Origin of the sequence: Nocardia sp. NPDC052001, assembly GCF_040680615.1 — a bacterium.
Lineage (GTDB): Bacteria > Actinomycetota > Actinomycetes > Mycobacteriales > Mycobacteriaceae > Nocardia.
In genome coordinates, this window is sequence record NZ_JBFAXC010000001.1 from 638,375 (window position 1) to 655,892 (window position 17,518).

A 17,518-nucleotide genomic window follows, 5' to 3' on the forward strand; every position below is an offset into this window, starting at 1 on the left:
TTCATGAGCAGTGACACCGGCGACGCCCCGTCGGACCCCTTCCTACATCCCGCGTTCTTCTATCGCGACAGTCATGAGTACCTGTCGGGCACAATGGAATTCATCCGTGCCGGGCTGGCGAACGCCGAACCCGTCGCGGTCGCGGTGCCTGCGGAGAACCTGGACCTGCTGCGCGATGCGCTCGGCGCGGACGCCGGGGCGGTGCGACTGCTCGATATGTCGGTGGCGGGCCGCAATCCCGGCCGCATCATTCCCGGGGTATTGCGCGCCTTCACCGATCGCCATCCGGACTCGCGGGTGCGGATCATCGGCGAACCGATCTGGGCCGGGCGCTCGGCCCTGGAATATCCGGCCTGCGCCCAGCACGAGGCGCTGATCAATACCGCGTTCGCCGGGCGCGCGGCGACGATGCTGTGCCCGTACGATATCGCGCGACTCGATCCGGGGGTGCTGGACGACGCGCTCATGAGCCATCCCACCAGCATCGACACCGGCGTCGAGAGCATCAGCCCGAACTACGATCCCGATCGCGTCGTGGCGGCCTACAACCAGGCATTGCCCGCGCCGCCCGCCGCCGCCGGCGTACTCGACTTCGACGAGGCGTCCCTGGCGGATATTCGATACGCCGCCACCGAATTCGCCCGCGACGCCGGAATGAGCAGTGAGCGCGGCACCGATCTGGAACTGGCCGTGGCGGAGGCGACGACGAACTCGGTGGTGCACGGCGGCGGGCGCGGCATCTTCGCGCTGTGGTCGGCGGGGCGGCAGATCATCTGCCAGGTCCGCGATCGGGGATATATCGCCGATCCGCTGGCCGGGCGGCTACCCGTTCCCGGTTTCAGCTGCGGCGGCCGTGGCCTGCTCCTGGTGCATCAGCTGTGCGATCTGGTCCGCATGCATACGACCCCGCTCGGCACCACGCTGCAAATGCATTTCGCCCGTTGAGGGATGCGGGCCCCGTTCTCGGCTATTCGCGCGATGAATCCTCGACCGCCAGAGCCGCTTCCAACGTCTCGTAGACATCGAGCAGCTCGTCCATCCCGGTCAGCTCGATGGGGCGTCGCACCGGGAACGAACCGACGACGCGCACCGTGCGATCACCGGCGGATTCCAGCGCCTGCACCAGCACACTGAGCCCGGCCGAACCGAAGAAACCGACCTCGGACAGATCCAGCACGATCAACTCGGCACCGGTGGCCAGCGCCTCGCTCACCCCGGCCGACAACTTCGGCGCCGACACCATATCGACCTCACCGGCGGCGGCCAGTACCACGGCTGCTCCGGCGGATCTGGTCTGCACCGTCAGTTCACGGGTTTCACTGCTCACCGATCGTTCCCCTGTCGCACCGTCACGTCGCCACCTCCGAAACACATTGGGCGTCGCACGACCGGGCTGGTCCCGCCGACGCGGTAACAGTACCCGTGCGACGGGATCTCCAGCAAAGGTACGCAACCGATTTCGCGCACACCATGATATCGGGGCGAAGGGTCACCCGGACGCGGGCCGCGCGGGGGCGTGGGAACGCGGTATCCGGGCTGATCAGAAGTAGTGACTGCGCCCGCCGATCGGCCGTCCGACCGCACCGAGCAGCATCAGCACCGCGCCGACGACGAGCAGCACCACGCCGATGGTGGTCAGAATCGGAATGCCGAGCAGAATTCCGGCGAGCAGGACGATGATTCCCAGCACTATCATGAGAAAACCTTTGGACGGGTGAATATGACACCCACGCTTTTCCCGGCCCACCGCGCGTCAAACACGTGATCATCGCCCGGTGTAAGCCATTCGGCGGTCCGCCCTCATCGCACCAGCCGCCCCAGCAGCGCCGCGGCGGTCGCGATACTGAGCGCGGCGGCGCCGATCAGCACGCCGAAGTCCAGCCACAGATTCGCCGGGGTGCCGATGAGCAGACCGCGCAGCGCGTCCACCTCATAGCTGAGCGGATTCACCTTGCTCACCGCCTGCAGCCAGCCCGGCATCAGATCGGTCGGATACAGCGCGTTGGAGGCGAAGAACAGCGGCATGGTGATCGCCTGGCCGATGCCCATCAGCCGATCCCGCGCCTGCACCAGCCCGGCGATGGTCATGGACAGGCAGGCGAAGAACGCGGTGCCCAGGAATACCGCGGGCACCGTCGCCAGAATGCGCAGCGGATTATCGGTCAGCCCGACGCCCATGAGCAGTGCGACGATGACGATCACCACGATCTGCGCGACCGCGCGAATGCCCGCGGCGAAACACTTTCCGGTGATCAGCGCCGCGCGCGGGGTGGGGGTCACCAGCAGTTTGGTGAGAATGCCCGCATCGCGATCCCAGATGATCTGGATGCCGTAGAAGATCGCGATGAACAGCGCCGACTGCGCGATGATGCCGGGGGCCAGGAAATCCAGATAGGGCACCGAACCGGTGGGCAGGGTGTGCAGGCGCGCGAAAGTGGTGCCGAAGATGACCATCCACAGCACGGGCTGGATTGCGCGGGTGAGGATTTCGGTCTGGTCATGGCGCAGCTTGCGCACCTCCACCGGGGCGAAGGTGCCGATCCGGGATGTCAGCCGGGGGACGCGCCGCCAGCCGCGCGGCGCCAGGATCGGGGTGAACGGGGGCTGATCAGCCCATACGGGCGGCCGAGCGGCGAGTGCTTCGGACATTGCGCATGGCTCCTTCGGTGGTGTCTTCGAGTTGTTCGCCCGCGTAATGCCGGAACACGTCTTCCAGGGTGGCCTCGGGTGCGACGGCCGCCTTCAGCTCCGCCGGTGATCCGGTGGCGCGCAGAATTCCCTTGTGCAGCAGGGCGACTCGATCACACAGTGCGTCGGCCTCGGCCATGTAGTGGGTGGTGAGCAGCACGGTGGTGCCGTATTCGGCGCGCAGTTCGGCGACGCGTTCCCAGACACTGTCGCGCGCAATGGGATCCAGGCCGACGGTGGGTTCGTCCAGCACCAGCAGCGCGGGCCGGTTCACCAGTGCCTGCGCCAATTCCAGGCGGCGGATCATGCCGCCGGAGTAGCCGCCCGCCAGCCGATCGGCCACCTCGGTCAAATCCATCGCCTCGAGCGCTTCACCCACCCGGCGGGCGCGATCCTTACGGGGCAGATCGTAGAGGCGGGCGAACCAGTCCACGTTCTGCCGTCCGGTCAGCCCGGCCTCGATCGAAAGCTGCTGTGGCACATAACCGAGGTTGTAGCGGACGTCGGCGGCCCGGGTGCGCACATCGAGCCCGAAGATCCGCACCGTGCCGGAGTGGATCGGGGTCAGTGTGGTGAGCAGTTTGATAGTGGTCGATTTGCCCGCCCCATTGGGGCCGAGCAGGCCGAATACCTCACCGCGCGCGATGCTGATGGTCAGGTCGTCGACGACGGTATGGCTGCCGTAGCGGTGGGTCAGGCCCGCGCATTCGACGGCGGGCGGGGAGTCTGTCATCTGCTTTCGCCTCGGTTCTGCTCGTAGTCGTGCAGCACATCGGTCAGCCGGGTCATGGCCCGGAGTCCGGCGTGCAATTCATCCCGCTCCGTCGCGGTGAGTTGTTCGAAGGCGCGCGCCACCACCGTGATTCGCTGCTGCCGCGTCGCATCGGCGATGCGCTGGGATTCGGGGGTGAGCGACAGGCGCATGGTGCGCCGGTCCTGTGGATCGGGTTCGCGCACCAGCAAGCCGGTTTTCACCAATTCGGTGACCAGGGTGGAGACGCTGTTGGCGGCCGAACCGAGTTCGGCCGCGGCCTCTTTCACCGAGATGCCGGGTCTGCGGCCGACCAGGCGCAGGAACTCCGATTGGGTACCGGAGAGCGCGGGCTCGTCGAAGGTGCGCCCGGCCAGGCGGCCGACCTGACGGCGCAACCGCCCCATGGAGCTGAACAGCAGGGTGAACAGCTCGGCATCGGCGTTATCGGGGAGCGTCGCGTCGGGGCGCGGGTCGGCCATGCCCGCCATAATACCTCTGCTTCAGAGGTATTTCAGTTCGTGCGTGAGTCGTACCCCAGCGGGAGCTTGTTCGGCGGCCGGTCGATGACGGTGTCGTCATCGGGTGCGCGCCGCTCCAGGAAGGTGACCTGCCCGGTGGAGGAGACCAGGGTCAGGGGGTAGGTGGGCCCGCGCTCGCGATCGGCGATGATCGCGTCCGCGTTGTCCTGGTAGAGCCCGAGCGTGCTCTCGGGGTAATCGAGCATCCACTGCGGATAGGTGATCGTGGTGTGCACGCGCCGCTCGTCGAGCCACAGGATGACGATGGTGGTGGTGCCGGTCGGCTCCACCCAGGCGAGCTTGTACAGATCCGCGCCCAGCCGCACCATCTTGGCCGGTTGATTCTTCGACCAGCGGCCGAACATGGGCCCGATCAGGCAGCGGAATTCCACCGTCTCCGCATTGCGCACGTACAGCTCGTATTTCCAGCCGTTGTCGTAGGCGTAGATGAGATGACTGCCGATGAGACCGGAGAGATCCCCGGTGGCGGGCGAGCTCGACGGGATGGACGTACCTGTGCTCATCGGTAGCTCCTTGCTCGGAAGGCTTCCCTGCGAGTATCGAGTTCCGCTGGCCAGCGTAACCGCGAAAGTCCCGCGGCCTGGGGTTTTCCCGGTCGAGCCCGGGTCGGCGCACCGTCCGGCGATTAGAACGTGTTCCTGTTATCGTCGAGCGGGCGTCGCACGCGTGTGCTCGACGCGCCCGAAAGTCCTTGGGAGGGAAGCGCTATGCCGTTCGTGACCACCGGTGACGGAGCCGATGTGCACTACCTGGACACCGGCGGCGACGGTCCGGCGGTCATCCTGGTGCACGACATCCTGCTCGACGCCACCCAGTGGCGACCGCAAATGGCATCCCTGGCACCCGATTACCGGGTGATAGCCATCGACACCCGCGGGCACGGCGAAACCCGCGATCCGGGAACACCCTTCGACTACACGCTGCTGGCGCAGGACTGCTGGGCCGTCGCCGACGCACTCGGACTCGGTGCGGTCGTGCTCGGCGGCCTGTTCCACGGCGGCATCGTCGCGCTCCGGGCCGCCCGGCTCGCACCCGCCCGCGTGCGCGGCCTGCTGCTGATCGGCACCCGCGCCGATGCCTACAACCCCGAGGAATACGCCGGATACAAATCGATCCTGCTCAAGCAGTGGGTGCTGGGCGCCGAACCGCTGGAGCCGATCGCCCGCCTCATCGCGGCGCAGATGATCGGCGGCGACGCCGAACAACAGCGCTACTGGCTGGATATATGGGAGCGCTCGGACCGTAGACGGCTCGAACAGGCCATCGTCGCGCTGCTCGAACGCGAGGGTATCGAGAACGATATCGCCGAGATCACCGCACCGGCCCTGCTCCTGCACGGAGCGGGCGATGTCGTCCACACCGCGGCTCGTATGCGGAAACTGGCCGGGCAGTTGGGCGGATCGACCCGCCTCGAAACCATCGACGCCGAGCACGTCACCCACACCGTCACCTGGACCCACCCGCACCTCACCGACCCGCTGATCCGCGAATTCCTGGACGCGCTCTAACTCGGCGGATGCTCGCCACCCCGCGTGACCCCGTGTGTCGTTCGCCGTGCGCTGGCATATTCGCAGCAATCCTTAATGGTCGTCAGCTCCGACTACTGCGCGAGCGAAACTTCGAGCGAAGGAGAAGGGTTACGTGGAGGTCGTCGCAGTCCCGGATGAGGAAATTCTCATCACCTCGGTTACGGATCCGGTTGCCCACGCGCTGTCGGTCGTCGGCCGCCGCTATCGCGTGGCTGACCACTACGAGGTGGGGCGCGAGAAGGTGCGCGAATACGCCCGTGCCGTACAGGATGCGCATCCGGTGCACCGCGTGGACGGCGTGGCGGCCGAGTTCGGCCATCCCGGACTGGTGGCCCCGCCGACCTTCGGCGCGCTGCTGGTCGGCGCGGTGCAGGACGCGCTCGGCGAGATTCTCACCGGCTACGACCTCAGCTCGACCATGCAGACCGATCAGACCTTCGACTATCTGCGGCCGATCGTCGTCGGCGACCGCCTCACCAGCAATGTCTGCCTGCACTCGTTCCGCCAGGCGTTCGGCGGTGATCTGCTCGTGGTCGAGAACATCGTCACGAACCAGCACAGACAGATCGTGCTCAACGCGCGCACCGGTCTGGTCGCCCGATCCGCGCCGTCCGAGGCGAATGCCGGAATCGTGGAATCGCTGTCGAAGATCATGCGCCAGCCGACCCCTCGAATCCGCGCGGTGACCCCGGCCCCCGACCTCCCCGACGCGTCGAGTGCCCCCGCATCGCCGAGCATCCGCACCCGCGCCGCGCATACGGTCTCGGAGGGCGATCGACTACCGGACCGCATCGTCGACCTCACCCTCGGCGACCTGGTCAACTACGCCGGTGTCGCCGGTGACACCAACCCGATCCACTGGCACGGCGACGCCGCCCGCCTGGTCGGCCTGGACGGCACCGTGGCCCACGGCATGCTGACCATGGCCCTGGCGGCGGGATTCGTCACCGAATGGCTGGGCGACCCCACCGCGCTGCGCCATTACAGCGTCCGCATGACCAGCCCCGTCCCGGTCACCGCCCAGGGCCCCAGCACCATCGAATTCCAAGGCCGCGTAAAACAATTCGACCCCGGCACCAATCAGGCCGTCATCGCCCTCACCGCCACGCACGCCGGACGTAAGATCTTCGGCCGCGCCACCGCGACCGTGCGACTCTCCGATCATCCGGCGTGAGCGGAATCGCGCCGCATGCCCGACGCCGGGCGTGCGGCGCGACTAACCTCGACAGGTGTGTCGAACCGAAGTCCACGCGAGCCCGGTGCGGCAGAGCCGTGGACGGCGGCCGATATCCCCGATCTGACCGGTAGGACGGCGGTGGTCACCGGAGCGAGCGCCGGGCTCGGAGCCGAAACCGCGCGCCAACTCGCCGCTCATGGCGCACGGGTGGTGCTGGCCTGCCGCAGCGTGGATAAAGGGGAGTACGTCGCGGCATCGATCCGGCAGCGGAGTCCGGACGCCGAATTATCGGTGGTACAGGTGGATTTGGCGTCGCTGGCATCCGTGCGCAGCGCGGCGGCACGGCTGCGCGAGCGATTCGATCGGGTCGATCTGCTCGTGAACAACGCGGGCACGCTGTTCCGCAATGGGCCGCACAAGACCGTGGACGGTTTCGAGCCGACGTTCGCGACCAATCATCTGGGCCATTTCGCTTTCACCGGACTGCTTTTGGATCTGCTGACCGCCGCACCGGCGGGCCGAGTGGTGGCGGTCAGCAGTCGCGCGGCCGGTTATCGGCGTACCGTCCTGGATCTCAGCGACCTCGCCTATGAGCGGCGCGCGTACAAACCGATGTTCGTCTACGGGCAGTCCAAACTCGCGAATCTCCTGTTCGCCTTCGAATTACAGCGCCGGCTCACCGATGCGGGCGCATCGCTCATCGCCCTCGCCGCCTACCCCGGGGTCGCGGATTCCGATTTCAACAAGAACCTCGGCGGAACGGCACGGTTTCTCGCCAGACCCGAAATGCGCTGGTTCTCCCAACTTCTCACCCAGACCACCGCGATGGGCGCATTGCCGACATTGCGAGCGTGCACCGATCCGTCGATGAATGGCGGCGACTACATCGGGCCCGTCGGCCGGACCAAGGGTCATCCGATCCGGCGCGAGCCCGCCCCGCGGGCGCTGGATCGGCAGCTGGCAAACGATCTCTGGGCGGAATCCGAACGGCTGACCGGTGTGGTCTATCCCTTCCCACTCCCTTGAAGGCATATCCGCGCACAGTCTGTTAACGTCCCGTCTCAGTTCTAATGGCGTGAATTCGATTGGGGCAAGGCATGATTAACGGTGGACCGACTGTCAGGTCGACTGGCGCGCGAGATAGCGGAGAGCCGAGCGCCGCACCGGCACCTGCCCCGCGCAACCCCAGGACGATGTGGCTGGTCGGCGGGGCGGTCGCCGCCGTACTGCTGATCGGTGGCGTTATCGCTGTCGTCGTCACCAATTCGGATTCCTCTTCCGATAACCCCGCGGCCAAGACGATCACCGAACTGCCCGATCAATGCAGCCTCATCTCCCCGGAAACCCTCTCCGCCATCGCCCCCGGTGCGGGCTGCCGCACACAGGCGTTCACCGGTAGATCGATTTCGGTATCCCCGACCTGGACGGTGGAATCAGGTAGGAACGATCCCACCGCGATCAACGTGACGCTCACTCGCACAACCGAACCCAAGCGCATGTACGACGACGCCAAGGGCGCGGTCGACCTGTTCAATTCCGCACACGATATCCAGATCTCGAATCCGCTCCAGATCGGCAACGCGGCGCAGGTGAGCGGCGGCAGATCCCGCATCAATCCCGCACTCTTCGAAGCCCGCGCGATCGGCCGCCTGGACAACGGCGCCGTGGCAACCGTGACCTTCACCTCCGGAATCGACGCCGCCACCGCGGTGGAAGGCGCCTCCCGAGCCCTGTCCGACGCACTCGGAAAGCTCCACTGACAAGATGGCGAACGCGGGTGGCAGGCGCGAAAAGAAGCCACCGTTCGACAAACTGGTGCAGCCCAGGGATCACTTCCTGCGCCTGATGCAGGAACTCGACACCACCGCGCGTGTGGTCGGGAAGAGCCGCAGGGAAATCGCGGCGGCGGTCCATACGAGCCCCGCGACGCTGGCCAAATACTTTCGCGGCGATCGTGAGATGCCCAACTCGGTGCTGGTTGATATCTGCAATGAGCTGGGTATGCCCAAAGCGCTGGCAAAGAAGATCGCCGCGGCCGTACTGCCCGGGCTGGTGCCGGACGAGACCGGCAGCTGGCCCCCGCGGTTCGCGCCGGGCGATATCGCGCTGCTGGAATCGATTTCGGGTCCCGCCTACTTCGCCAAGAACCCCGAGGGCCGGATTATGGCCACCAATAAGTCGTTCAAGGAGTACTTCCCCTGGATGCCGGTGCCGTCGGAGGGAAATCCCGTCGATATGCCCGTGCAGTTGTTCACCAACCCCGGTGCACGTGAGTCGTTCGGCGACTCCTGGGAGTTGATCGCCGGACGGTCCGCGATGTGGTTGATGATCTTCTGCCCCGCGGTGGTTCCGGCGGAGCGAATGGCGGAGATCTTCGACCTGTGCCGCGGGAATCCCGAATTCGAGAAGATGATGTCGGTCATGCCGACCGAAGCGGAGTTCTCTGACATCGTGCTGTCGGTGAAATGTCCCGACGGGGTGCGCCGCGAGCACGCGGTCAAATCCCTGGGGCAGGACTGGCCCGATCCCGCGGCGTGGAGCCTGCACACCATGACCTGTCTGGAATCATGAGGGAATGCCGCGCGGGGAATACCCGGCGGTGGTCGGTGGGTTGGACCGCTGAGGGGATCCCCTGAGATTTCGCAGGTCAACGATGGGTTAGGCTTTGTCGGTTATGAAGTCGGCTTTCCCGGGTCCGGTCGGTGCCCAGACGGTCTACCTCGATCACGCGGCCACCACACCTATGTTTCCGGTCGCTGTCGAGGCGATGACGGCTGTCCTGGGGGCCGGTGGCAACGCGTCATCGCTGCACGGGTCGGGGCGGGCGGCGCGGCGGTTGCTGGAGGAATCGCGGGAATCGATCGCCGCCGGGCTGGGGGCGCGGCCCTCGGAGGTGATCTTCACCTCGGGCGGGACCGAGAGCGACAATCTGGCGGTCAAGGGGATCTACTGGGCGCGGCGCGATGCCGAGCCGGTGCGCACCCGGATTCTGGTCAGCTCGGTGGAGCATCACGCGGTGCTCGATACCGTGGAGTGGCTGGAACAGCATGAGGGCGCGCAGGTGACGTGGCTGGAGGCCGACGCCGAGGGCGTCATCTCGCCGCGGGTGCTGCGCGAGGCGCTGGCCGCGCATGCCGAGGACACCGCGCTGGTGAGCGTCATGTGGGCCAACAACGAGGTCGGAACCGTACAGCCGATCGCTGAATTGGCGGCCGTGGCACAGGAATTCGATGTGCCCATGCACAGTGACGCGGTGCAGGCGGGTGCGCAGCTGCCCATCGATTTCGGCCGGAGTGGTTTGGCCGCGGCGAGTTTCGCCGGGCACAAGGTCGGCGGGCCGCACGGTGTCGGGGTCCTGCTGCTGGGCCGTCAGGTGTCCGCGGTGCCGCTGTTCCACGGCGGCGGACATGAGCGAGATCTGCGCTCGGGGACTTCCGATGTGGCGGGCGCGGTCGGTTTGGCCGCCGCCGTTCGCGAGACGGTCGACGGAATGTCCGCGCGCACAATGGAACTCACCCGGCTTCGGGATCGGCTCATCCATGGCGTGCTGGCGCAGGTGCCCGAGGCCATTCTGAACGGGCCCAGCGGCGACCGGCGACTGCCGGGTAACGCCCACTTCACGTTTCCCGGCTGTGAGGGCGATTCCCTGCTCATGCTGCTCGATGCCGCCGGGATCGAATGCTCGACCGGATCGGCCTGCAATGCCGGTGTCGCCGGACCCTCCCATGTGCTGCTGGCCATGGGCGTGGAACCGCGACTGGCACGCGGGTCACTGCGATTCACCCTGGGACACAATTCGACCGACGCCGATATCGACGCCTTGCTGGCCGCGCTGCCGCAGGTCGTGGATCGGGCGAAGGCGGCCGGAATGGCCGGCGCGAAAGGAGGCTTCTAGAGATGCGAGTGCTTGCCGCGATGAGTGGTGGCGTCGATTCCGCGGTGGCTGCCGCGCGCGCCGTCGAGGCCGGACACGAGGTGGTCGGCGTACATCTGGCACTGTCCGCGAATCCGGGCACGCTGCGCACCGGATCGCGCGGCTGCTGCTCCAAGGAGGACGCCGGTGACGCCCGCCGCGCCGCCGATGTGCTCGGAATCCCGTTCTACGTCTGGGATTTCGCGGACCGCTTCAAAGAAGACGTGATCGACGATTTCGTCGCCGCGTACGCCGCCGGTGAGACCCCCAACCCGTGCCTGCGCTGCAACGAGAAGATCAAGTTCTCCGCGCTCGCGGATCGCGCGGTGGCGCTGGGCTTCGACGCGGTCGTCACCGGGCATTACGCCCGCCTCGAGGACGGCGTGCTGCGCCGCGCGGTGGACGAGGACAAGGATCAGTCCTATGTGCTCGCGGTGCTGACCGCCGAGCAGCTGTCCCGCGCCATGTTCCCGGTCGGTGACACCCCCAAGCCCCGCATTCGCGAGGAAGCCGCCGAACGCGGTCTGGCCGTGGCCAATAAGCCCGACAGTCATGACATCTGCTTCATTCCGTCCGGTGACACCCAGGCGTTCCTGGGTGCGAAGATCGGCATCCGCCCCGGCGCGGTGCTCGATGCCGACGGCACCAAGCTCGGCGATCACAAGGGTGTGCACGAGTTCACCATCGGCCAGCGCAAGGGCTTGGGCCTGCCCGGTCCGGCCGCCGACGGCAAGCCGCGCTACGTCACCGATATCGACTCCGAAACCGGTACCGTGCGTGTCGGTTCCGCCGCGGACCTACAGGTCTGGACGGTGCTGTCCGATCGCGCCATCTGGACCTCGGGTGAAACCCCTGTCGGCGAGATCGAATGCGTCGCCCAGGTGCGCGCGCACGGCGGCACCGCCCCCGCGGTCGCCGAGGCCGTCGACGGCGGTCTCATCGTCCGCCTGCGCGAACCCCTCACCGGTGTGGCGCGCGGTCAGGCCGTGGTGCTCTACCTGCCCGACGCCACCGGCGATCAGGTCATCGGCAGCGGCACCATCACCGGGACCGAGCGCGAACCGCATTCGTACGCAAACGAACTGGTGTCGGACAACGCTCAGTGAGACCGCTCCCGCAGTAGCGGGGGTGATTACCGCTTACCGGCGTCCCGCCCGGTATTGCGGCGTGCCGAGGAGGATGTCGCCGGTGCGACGGGCTCGCGCGGGTTGGTCGGCACCGCGATGTTCCCGGGTATTGCCCGGTGGTAACGTGCGCCGATCCCGGGCCTCGGCCTGTGCCGGTGCGAAGTGCCGGAAATCCAATCTGTAGGGCCGAGTGATACGGGGTACGTGGATGAGCGAGATCGAGAGCGGTTCCGGCGTATTACAGGGCGGCATCGCCACCGGCGTCGGTTCGTGGCCGGGCGCGGATCCGCGCGAGGCCGCGGCCACCGTGGTGGGGGAACTGGCGGCGCTGCCGCATCTGGTGGAGTTACCGGGGCGGGGCGTGGGTTCGGACATGATCGGCCGGGTCTCGGCACTGCTGGTCGATATGCGCTTCGACAGCACCACGCGCGGCTATCGGCTCGCGGTGCGGCCCGGTGCGGTGTCCCGGCGCGCGAACGATCTGCTGCGCGCGGATATGGACGCGCTCGAAGAGGCTTGGGAGACCGCGGGTCTCGCGGGTAGCGGGCGGCCGATCAAAGTGCAGGTCACCGGGCCGTTGACGCTGGCCGCCCAGGTAGAGTTGCCGCTCGGGCATCGGGTGCTCACCGATTCCGGTGCGGTGCGCGATCTTTCGGAATCCCTCGCCGAGGGCGTGGCCGCGCATGCGGTGGAGCTCGGCAGGCGGCTGGGCGCGGATGTGCTCGTGCAGTTCGACGAACCGCTGCTCACCGATATTCTGGACGGCACGCTGCGCGGGGTGAGCGTGCTCAATACCGTGCGCGCCATGCCGGAGCCGGAGGCGCTGCACATTCTCGACACGGTGATCGACGTGCAGCCGGGTCCGGTACTGGTGCACACCTGCGCCGCCAAGCCCGCGCTGGGTTTCCTGCGCCGAAGCGGCGCCGCCGCAATCGGATTCGATATGGCGACCATCGGCGTCAAGGATCTCGATCGGGTCGGCGAACTGCTGGATGACGGCAGGCATCTGGTGCTCGGGCTGGTGCCCACGAGCGCCCCGGACAAGCCGGTCACCTGGCGTGAGATCGCCGAACCCGGTGTGCGCCTGATCGATCGGCTGGGTTTCTCCCGCCGCCTGCTGGCCGAACAGATCCTGGTCTCGCCCGCGTGCGGTCTGGCGGGCGCACCGCTGTCCTGGGCGCGCCAGGCGCTGACCCTGGCCGTCGAAACCGCCGCCGTCTTCGCCGACGAACCGGAGTCGATCAACTTCGAGTGAGCGGCAACGACTTTCACCCCGGCCCCGGGCCGTCTAGCGTCGACGGTGGCCCGTCTGCCTATCGCGGGCCATGGGTCGCGAAGTTGGGGAGTGGGAATCAGTCATGACCGAAGCAGCAGCGCCGGTGCCGGTTGCCGGGGTAGCCATGACCGCGATCGGGATCGCGGTGGTCCGGGCGCGCGAGACCGAGCGGGCGGACCGGCTGTACAGCGATCCGTTCGCGCAATGGTTCGTCGACGCCGCCAAGCCGAGCTTCGCCGAACGATGGGATCAGCTCACACCGGTACTGGACCTGTTCTACCCGGCGCGCACCGTGGCCGTGCGGCTGGTCGATGACCGGGTAAAAGCGGCTGTGCGTGAAGGTATTCGGCAGATCGTCGTATTCGGCGCGGGCCTGGATACCCGGGCCTTCCGAATGGATCTGCCCGCGGAGACGCGGTTGTTCGAAGTGGATCTGCCGGAGACGTTCGCGTTCAAGGAGCCGGTGCTGACGCGCGGCGGGGCCACGCCGCGCTGTGAAAGGCATGTGCTGCCGGTCGATTTGCGCGACGACTGGGCGCACGCGCTACCGGCGCAAGGATTCCGGCCCGAGGAGCCGACGCTCTGGGTGGATGAGGGCGTACTCGGCTATCTGCTACGGCCCGATGCCCGGCGGGTGCTCACGACCCTCGACGAATTGTCCGCCCCGGGTAGCCGTTTCGATCTCAGCAGTTTCGCGGTGGACCCGAACAGCGGTGCGTTCCTGGCGCTGCGGCGACTGGTCTCCGGGTCCGATGCGGGCGAGCCCGAGGCGGCCGGTCTGGGTGCGGACATCGAGGAGTGGCTGCACGAGCACGGTTGGGACACCTCGTACCAGACCTGGGCAGAACAGGCCGCGTCCGTCGGCCGCCCGGACACCGATGGCGGTCGGGAGACCCGCACCATCGCCGCGATCCGCCGCTGAGGCGTTAGTTGCCGGGATTGCGCTGCTGACGGGACCCGAAGTACGGCCGCACGCCCGGATGTGCGAGCTGCCAACGGTCCGGCTTACCCGCCGGATAGGTCACCGGGATCTGATCGCCGACGGCGGGCCACTGGTTGACGTCCCAGGCGAACCGCCCGTACACCTCGTGCGCGACCACCATGGGCCCGGAAATGCTGCCGCTGATGGTCACGTACTGCTCACCGGAGGCGTTCGGGAGCGGGCTCACCCCGGTCACGTACAGGAAGCCGGATTCGGGTTCGGCTATCGGCCCGCTGCCCCGGCCGCGCCGGAACATTGTGATGGTCGCGATCAGCGCACCACCGATCACCAGAACGAATAACAGCTGCATGAGCATGGCACCCACTCTAGGCGCGTCCGGCGGCCCGCGCCGCCGGACGGTTGCTGAAGAGTTGCTTTGAATCGGTCCCGATCGCTCAGTGCGGTTGCAGTTCGGAGGTCCCGATCGCGGTGCGGCGCACGCCCCACACCGTGGTGCGCTTGGTCTGCGACCGCCCGTTGCCGCGATCGATCAGCGTGCGGTTGGCGGTGGTGAACACCAATTGCGCGCCCTGGGTATTGGTTTCGGGATTCTGGAACAGCTGGATGAGGCTGTCCGCGGTCTCGGGCGTGAGGTGTGCGTCGATATCGTCGGCGATGAGCACGCCGCCGGTGTCCAGGGCGTCCAGCATGGGCGGCAGCAGCCGCAGCATGGCCAGGGTGGAGCTGGATTCGTCGGTGATGTCGAACGCGGTGTCGATGCCCTCGTGCACCAGTCCCAGCCCGACGCCGCGCCGGTTGACCATGCGCGAGTACAGCGCATCGCGCGCGGCGAACAGGTTGGAGAGCTCACGCTGCAACAGCACCACGGTGATGCCGTGCTCGAGGAACAGCTCCTCGGCGTAGCTCGCCGATACCGTGCAGGATTCGATTTCCTTTGTGGTGGTGGCGATATCGTTGTCGAGATCGCGTAGGTAATCGCCGTACATGGGGTCGTCGCCGGGGAGCAGCAGATCGGTGATGCCCAGATCGGCCGAGCGCAGCAGTGTCAGCAGCCGCACCGCGTGATCGGTGGAGCGCGAGATGTGGCTGCCCACCCGGTGTGCGATATCGGCCGGATCGGGCTGCCCGCACTGCACCTCCAGCAGCGATTGGAACCAGCGGTAGGCGGGCACCAGGGGTTCTGCGTACAACTGCCCGGACAGGCTCAGCAGCAAGGCATTCGGGCGCACCAGCGGCACCACCGCGCCCAGTCCGTAGCGCGCGGCCTCGAACATGGGACCGATGCGAATATCCTCGCCCGCGCGCTCGAACACGATGCGCTTGCGATTGTGCGGATGCGAATGCAGCCATTCGGCGCTCACATCGGCGTTGTCGAGCCGGAAGCCGTAGGTGTACGGGCAGCCCTCGGCGACGAACTGGGCGATGAATTCCGAAGGGCGGTCCGCGAATCCGAGATGCGGGGTGCGGACCGGACCGGAGAACGGGTCCCAGCCGGTGACGGAGTTGAGCACCGCGTCCCGCATCCGGTCGAGGGCGTCGACGAGGCTGGTCTTGCCGGTTGCGGCAGCGCCGTAGACGGCGGTGACGGGCGCGGCGACCGGGCCGTTGCCGCGGGTGAGCCGCAACTCCTGCGGTTCGGCGAGGGATCGGTGGTTCGCCACCTGAAAACTGCGCAACACCCTGGTCATCCTGCCGGTACGCGGGCGTTAAAGCGACTCGCCCGTATCGGACATGTTTCGCAAGAATGGCTTCCATTGACATGCATCCGAATGGTTGCCTATTATCAAATAGGCAACCCAATGGTTGCATGAAGTGCTCGAGTTCGAATGAGGTGCAGGTGGACGAGGTTTTCAAGGCGCTGTCGGACCCCAGCCGCCGCCGGCTGCTGGACAGTTTGAACGACCGCACCGGCCAGACCCTGCGCGAACTCTGTGCGGAATTGGAGATGACCCGTCAGGCCGTCAGTAAGCATCTGGCGGTGCTGGAGGCCGCGAACCTGGTCACCATTCGGTGGCGCGGCCGCGAAAAACTGCACTACCTCAATGCCGAACCGGTGAACGCCATCGCCGAGCGCTGGATCAACCGCTATGACCGCGGCCGGGTGCACGCCCTGGCCGACCTCAAAACCGCATTGGAGAGCGCCACCATGAGTGAGGAATTCGTCTACACCACGTACATCCGGACCACCCCCGAGCGGCTCTGGCAGGCCCTCACCGATCCGGCCTTCACCCGCCGCTACTGGGGCGCCACCTTCGAAACCGATTGGCAGCCGGGCTCATCCATGACCTGGGAGCAGCAGGGCTGGGTGAGCAAGGATCCCGAACAGGTGATCGTCACCGCCGACCCCTACACCACCCTGTCCTACACCTGGCATACCGTCGACAAGGCGTTCGCCGACCAATTCGGTTTCAGCGCCGAGGATTTCGAGCGGCTTTCCACCGAGCCCCGCTCCACCGTCACCTTCGAACTCACACCCGTGGGCGAGACGGTGAAACTCACGGTGCTGCACAACGGCTTCGGCCCCGAAAGTCTCATGCTCGCGGGTATCCGCGAGGGCTGGCCCGGCATCCTGTCCAACCTCAAGACCCTGCTGGAAACCGGCGAGACCCTGCCCGAACCCACCGAGGACTGAGCCGCCGGGCGCGTTATTCGGCTGCGAGAGCGGCGAATTCGTCGATGAGCGGACCGTGCCGATCGGCCGCCCACGCCAGGCTCACCTGTCCGTCCGCGATATCGGAGACGGGGATGTAGGTGACATCGGGCCGGGTGTAGAAGGTCGCGACCGACAGCGGCAGGAACGCGATCCCGCGCCCGGCCGCCACATGTTCGAGCTTCTCCTCGACGCTGCGGTACACCGGTACCTGGGGCTGCTCCGATTCGCCTGTGACAGCACGCCATTCGGGGACGATGTCGATATTCTGCAACAGCACGTCCCCGGCCAGATCCGCGATCTCCACCGATTGCTTACCGGCCAGGCGATGTCCGATGGACACCACCACGACCCTGGGCTCGGTGTACAACTCGCGCACGCGGAGTCCGGCGGTGTCGATGGGCGGGCGCACGAAGCCGATATCGACCCGCCCGTCGTGCAGCACCGTGATCTGGTCGTCCCAGGTGGTGCGCACCAGTTCGATATCGAGGCCGGGATGCCGCGCGGCGAGTGCGCGCACCGGCGCGGTGACGATCAGCCCGGGCATGAATCCCACTGTGAGGGAATCGGTTCCGCGTGCCGCGCGCACTGCCCGGCGCTGTATCGCCTGGGCGTCGAGGAGCAGTCGCCGAGCATCGGTGAGCAGTTGTTCGCCCGCCGCGGTCAGCACCGTGCCGCGCCGATCCCGCTCGAACAACGGCACCCCGAGTTCCTGTTCCAGGGCGCGAATCTGCCGGGACAGCACCGGCTGAGCGATATAGAGCCGCTCGGCGGCGCGGCCGAAATGCAGCTGCTCGGCCACGGCGACGAAATAGCGCAGCTTGCGGAGATCGAGATCGCCCATGATGCCCTCAGGGTATTACAGCGGTGGATATAGGTCTTGGACGGATGGCACCGCCCGAGCCGAGAGTGGCAGGACAGT

20 protein-coding genes are annotated in these 17,518 nt (G+C 67.0%); 11 read left to right on the top strand and 9 right to left on the bottom strand.

Annotated features, from left to right (window positions below; all coding sequences use genetic code 11):
- Positions 1-3: 3 nt before the first annotated feature.
- Positions 4-945, top strand: coding sequence for a sensor histidine kinase (locus AB0L82_RS03015; protein ID WP_364630128.1), 942 nt, complete (start codon positions 4-6; stop codon positions 943-945).
- Between the two features lie 22 nt (positions 946-967).
- On the opposite strand, the gene AB0L82_RS03020 is transcribed toward AB0L82_RS03015, so the two are convergent.
- The 6 genes from AB0L82_RS03020 to AB0L82_RS03045 all read right to left on the bottom strand — a co-directional run bounded on the left by AB0L82_RS03020 (position 968) and on the right by AB0L82_RS03045 (position 4,484).
- Complete coding sequence (locus AB0L82_RS03020) at positions 968-1,327, bottom strand: STAS domain-containing protein (RefSeq protein WP_364630131.1); 360 nt, start codon at positions 1,325-1,327, stop codon at positions 968-970.
- Positions 1,328-1,540: 213 nt separating this feature from the next.
- Entirely contained in the window at positions 1,541-1,696 is a 156-nt protein-coding gene (locus AB0L82_RS03025; RefSeq protein ID WP_364630134.1) for a DUF6131 family protein, read from the bottom strand.
- A 104-nt stretch (positions 1,697-1,800) separates the two neighbouring features.
- Positions 1,801-2,649, bottom strand: a complete 849-nt coding sequence (locus tag AB0L82_RS03030; protein WP_364630137.1) for an ABC transporter permease — start codon at positions 2,647-2,649, stop codon at positions 1,801-1,803.
- The gene (locus tag AB0L82_RS03035) at positions 2,609-3,421 is read right to left on the bottom strand and encodes an ATP-binding cassette domain-containing protein (RefSeq protein WP_364630140.1); all 813 of its coding nucleotides are present in this window, start codon (positions 3,419-3,421) and stop codon (positions 2,609-2,611) included. The genes AB0L82_RS03030 and AB0L82_RS03035 overlap by 41 nt, the downstream gene beginning before the upstream one ends.
- Positions 3,418-3,921: a MarR family transcriptional regulator gene (locus tag AB0L82_RS03040; RefSeq protein WP_364630143.1), complete on the bottom strand. Its 504-nt coding sequence runs from the start codon at positions 3,919-3,921 to the stop codon at positions 3,418-3,420. Before AB0L82_RS03040 ends, AB0L82_RS03035 begins: the two co-directional genes overlap by 4 nt.
- A gap of 32 nt (positions 3,922-3,953) precedes the next feature.
- A complete protein-coding gene (locus AB0L82_RS03045; protein WP_364630146.1) occupies positions 3,954-4,484 on the bottom strand; it encodes a phenolic acid decarboxylase in 531 nt (176 codons plus the stop codon).
- A 204-nt stretch (positions 4,485-4,688) separates the two neighbouring features.
- Here AB0L82_RS03045 and AB0L82_RS03050 point away from each other — a divergent pair, with 204 nt between their 5' ends.
- The 9 genes from AB0L82_RS03050 to AB0L82_RS03090 all read left to right on the top strand — a co-directional run bounded on the left by AB0L82_RS03050 (position 4,689) and on the right by AB0L82_RS03090 (position 13,925).
- Complete coding sequence (locus AB0L82_RS03050; protein ID WP_364630149.1) at positions 4,689-5,489, top strand: alpha/beta hydrolase; 801 nt, start codon at positions 4,689-4,691, stop codon at positions 5,487-5,489.
- 133 nt (positions 5,490-5,622) lie between these two features.
- Positions 5,623-6,684 carry a fused (3R)-hydroxyacyl-ACP dehydratase subunits HadA/HadB gene (locus AB0L82_RS03055; protein ID WP_364630152.1) on the top strand — a complete coding sequence of 354 codons (1,062 nt, stop codon included), beginning with the start codon at positions 5,623-5,625 and terminating at the stop codon, positions 6,682-6,684.
- 57 nt (positions 6,685-6,741) lie between these two features.
- The gene (locus tag AB0L82_RS03060) at positions 6,742-7,713 is read left to right on the top strand and encodes an oxidoreductase (RefSeq protein ID WP_364630155.1); all 972 of its coding nucleotides are present in this window, start codon (positions 6,742-6,744) and stop codon (positions 7,711-7,713) included.
- Between the two features lie 167 nt (positions 7,714-7,880).
- On the top strand, positions 7,881-8,447 hold the full coding sequence (locus AB0L82_RS03065) for a hypothetical protein (protein ID WP_364630158.1): 567 nt from the start codon (positions 7,881-7,883) through the stop codon (positions 8,445-8,447).
- 4 nt (positions 8,448-8,451) lie between these two features.
- Positions 8,452-9,258, top strand: a complete 807-nt coding sequence (locus tag AB0L82_RS03070) for a helix-turn-helix transcriptional regulator (protein ID WP_364630161.1) — start codon at positions 8,452-8,454, stop codon at positions 9,256-9,258.
- A 103-nt stretch (positions 9,259-9,361) separates the two neighbouring features.
- Positions 9,362-10,582 (top strand): cysteine desulfurase family protein, encoded by a 1,221-nt coding sequence (locus AB0L82_RS03075; RefSeq protein ID WP_364630164.1) that lies wholly within the window; start codon positions 9,362-9,364, stop codon positions 10,580-10,582.
- Between the two features lie 2 nt (positions 10,583-10,584).
- Positions 10,585-11,706, top strand: coding sequence for a tRNA 2-thiouridine(34) synthase MnmA (gene mnmA, locus AB0L82_RS03080; protein ID WP_364630167.1), 1,122 nt, complete (start codon positions 10,585-10,587; stop codon positions 11,704-11,706).
- A 229-nt stretch (positions 11,707-11,935) separates the two neighbouring features.
- Positions 11,936-12,982 carry a methionine synthase gene (locus AB0L82_RS03085; protein ID WP_364630170.1) on the top strand — a complete coding sequence of 349 codons (1,047 nt, stop codon included), beginning with the start codon at positions 11,936-11,938 and terminating at the stop codon, positions 12,980-12,982.
- A 103-nt stretch (positions 12,983-13,085) separates the two neighbouring features.
- Positions 13,086-13,925 carry an SAM-dependent methyltransferase gene (locus AB0L82_RS03090; RefSeq protein ID WP_364630173.1) on the top strand — a complete coding sequence of 280 codons (840 nt, stop codon included), beginning with the start codon at positions 13,086-13,088 and terminating at the stop codon, positions 13,923-13,925.
- A gap of 4 nt (positions 13,926-13,929) precedes the next feature.
- On the opposite strand, the gene AB0L82_RS03095 is transcribed toward AB0L82_RS03090, so the two are convergent.
- Positions 13,930-14,301 carry a hypothetical protein gene (locus AB0L82_RS03095; protein ID WP_364630176.1) on the bottom strand — a complete coding sequence of 124 codons (372 nt, stop codon included), beginning with the start codon at positions 14,299-14,301 and terminating at the stop codon, positions 13,930-13,932.
- Between the two features lie 79 nt (positions 14,302-14,380).
- Positions 14,381-15,634, bottom strand: coding sequence for an ATP-binding protein (locus AB0L82_RS03100; RefSeq protein WP_364630179.1), 1,254 nt, complete (start codon positions 15,632-15,634; stop codon positions 14,381-14,383).
- Positions 15,635-15,783: 149 nt separating this feature from the next.
- On the opposite strand from AB0L82_RS03100, the gene AB0L82_RS03105 reads away from it, so the two are divergent.
- Positions 15,784-16,578 (top strand): metalloregulator ArsR/SmtB family transcription factor, encoded by a 795-nt coding sequence (locus AB0L82_RS03105; RefSeq protein WP_364632738.1) that lies wholly within the window; start codon positions 15,784-15,786, stop codon positions 16,576-16,578.
- A 13-nt stretch (positions 16,579-16,591) separates the two neighbouring features.
- On the opposite strand, the gene AB0L82_RS03110 is transcribed toward AB0L82_RS03105, so the two are convergent.
- Complete coding sequence (locus tag AB0L82_RS03110; protein WP_364630182.1) at positions 16,592-17,440, bottom strand: LysR substrate-binding domain-containing protein; 849 nt, start codon at positions 17,438-17,440, stop codon at positions 16,592-16,594.
- Positions 17,441-17,518 lie beyond the last annotated feature (78 nt).